Raw genomic sequence first — 2914 nt, forward strand, 5'->3', positions numbered from 1 at the left:
TTACTTCAATTTCAAATGGAATTGTTTCAGTTTCTTTGTATTGACCATCAGTCTTAGAACCAACTCTAATCTTTCTAGTAACTGGTTCTTTTGTCTTAGTTACTTCACCACGAGTTTCATCAACTGCTTTTCCATTTTCTATCTTGATTGTAGTTTTTACTTCTTGTTCACCAAGTTCACCTTTTTGGTCTTCTACAATTTGGTTTGGTGCTAATGTTGGATCTATTAACACTTCTGTTTCAAATGGAATTGGGTCTTTGTCTGTATATTCAACTGTTCCTGTGAAGTTTCCATCACCTACTTCGATGATTTCTTTTACTGGCGCTTTTGTTTGTACAGGATCTGAAGTCTTTGTTACTACGGAGTTTTCTATAGTAATTGTATATTTTTCTTCACCTTCTACACCTTTTTGTACAACTTTGTATTCTCCCTTTTGAAGTTCTTTATTTACTCTTACTTCTACTTCAAATGGCTTTTTACTTGTGTATACATGTGTACCTTCAGTCTTAGCAGGTCCAACTTTTACAATTCTCTTGACTGGAGCTTTTGTTTGTTTTGTTTCGCCTTCTTCTGACTTAGTTACTTGGCCATTTACAATTGTGTGTGTTACTGTGGTTTCTTCTTCACCAAGTTCACCTTCTTGTTCAACCTTTGTTGTACCTGGTTCCATTGAATTATCTACAACATATTCTGTTTCAAATTCAACAGCTTTGGTTTTCTTAGTTTCAAGAGTACCTATGAAGTCAGCATTCCCCACTTCTATAATTTCATTAACTGGTGCTTTTGTTTCTTTTGGTTCTGAAGTATTAGTTACTTTTGAATTTTCAATAGTAATTGTGTACTTTTCTTCACCTTCTACACCTTTTTGTACAACTTTGTATTCACCTTTTTGAAGTTCTTTATTTACTCTTACTTCTACTTCAAATGGTATTTTATTTACATATTCATGTGTACCATTAGTCTTAGCAGGTCCAACTTTTACAATTCTTTTTACAGGCTCTTTTGTACGTGTTGGCTCACTTCTTTCTGACTTAGTTACTTCACCATCTACAATTGTATGAGCTACAGTAACTTCTTCTTCACCAAGTGAACCTTCTTGTTCAACTTCAACTGTACCTGGTGCTAATGAATTATCTACTTTGTATTCTGTTTCAAATTCTATAGCTTTAGTTTCCTTAGTTTCAAAGGTTCCATTAGTACCATAAGATACAAATTGAACTTCTACTTCTTTTGTAGCAACTTCTTCTTCACCATCAAAATAGTGTGCTGTTACAGGAACATTTAATAAAGCTCCATTTATAGATTTTCCATCTTCAGCATTCGGAACTGTTGCAGTTACTGTACCTGTTTTTTCATCAATTGATACATTCCAAGTATTTCCTTTATCATCTGTATAAGTGTCAGATGCTAAAGTAAATTTAGTTGGTTTTCTATTGTATGAATCTTCTTGGTTTATTATCACTTCTGAAGAAAGTTCATCTCCAGCTTTACCAGCCTTAGCATTGTATCTTGCATCTATATTTGTTCTTTCTTTGATAACAAATTCTGCTTTAGTCTTTTCTAAAATTTCTTTGTCAGGTTCATTTGGATCAGAGTATTTTGCAATTACTGGTACATTTAGTTTTTCACCACCGTTAAATTTAGATGGATCTACTGGTTTAGCGGTTACTTCACCTGTCTTTTCATCAATAGAAACATTCCATTCATTGCCATGGTCATCCTTAAACTCTGTACCTTCTGGAATATAATATCCAGTTGGTTTAAGTTTTTTATCATCCCCAACAAGATGTGCTGGTGATTTTTGCTCTTCTGAAGGGAAAGCAACTTGTGCAGAATATTCTGGTCTGTTGTTTGTTGATTCTTGAACAACAAAGTGGAACCAGTGAACATCTGTTGATCCATTAGTATAAGTATATGTTAATGGTACAGCTACGAAATCACCTGCTTTGGCAGATAGTGGTGGAGTCACTGTGAAAGTTGTTGGAAGTGTCTCTTCATCATACTTCAATATCCATTTATCTTCTTCAGCTTTACCTTCGTTAATTTTATCTATAAATTTCCTATCAATAGATCCTATTGCCTGATTTCCATCTTTAGCAGCTTCCATTTCTTCCGGTGTTTTTTGATGTGGGAATAAATCTCCATCTTTTCTATCATCTGGAACATATAGCTTTACTTCAAACTCTTCACCAGGTTTTACAGCAGATGAAGTATGTTTTGATGTATCAGCTTTATTACCATCAATGAATCCTTGATCGTAATATCTTGTATCATCAAGGTTTAACTTAAATGAACCAATTAAATTGTAGTGGTCATATCGGTCGATGCCTTGCTTGTCGATTACTACATCTTGTCCCTTGTGGTTGATTGTAGTAGTACCAGCACCTGTTCCTACATAAGTTCCTTTATCCCATTCTTCTTCAGCCGCTTGAGCTATAGCGTTAAATTCCTCAGCTGTTCTTGGACGAGTAAAGAATTTAACTTCTAGACTTTGAATCCCTTTAAAGTTAGGGTCTTTATAAAAAATAGAATCCTTATTAAGATTACCATTTTCGTCTATTACACCTGCTGGCATTTTAATTACTACTTTATCATTTTTATCAATATACGCTTCTGCTCCAGGTACAATTTCACCTTTTACAGGATGGTAGACTTGACCTACAAGTCTTTCTCTAGCGTTGTCGTCAAGATTTTCTACAGATATGTCAGTAGTTATAGTTTGTCCTTGAACAAATTCCGTTTTATTATGACTTCCATTTAACTTTATAAGTTGAAGTATATCATTTTCATTTGGCCATGGGTTGACCTTGTAGCTTATACCGAAACTATCTCCGAAAAACTTAGTAGTAGGATTATTTTGAGTGTAATTATCCTTGAAACCAAAGGAAGTAGAGTCATTATCCTTGTTATTGAT

General features: G+C 34.1%; 1 protein-coding gene. It reads right to left on the reverse strand.

Annotation, left to right across the window (positions count from 1 at the left end; all coding sequences use genetic code 11):
* The coding region (locus Q0U66_RS05720) for a G5 domain-containing protein (RefSeq protein ID WP_297378571.1) at positions 1–2914 on the reverse strand (2914 nt) is incomplete at both ends.

This window comes from uncultured Helcococcus sp., from assembly GCF_946998255.1.
Taxonomy (GTDB): Bacteria; Bacillota; Clostridia; order Tissierellales; family Peptoniphilaceae; genus Helcococcus.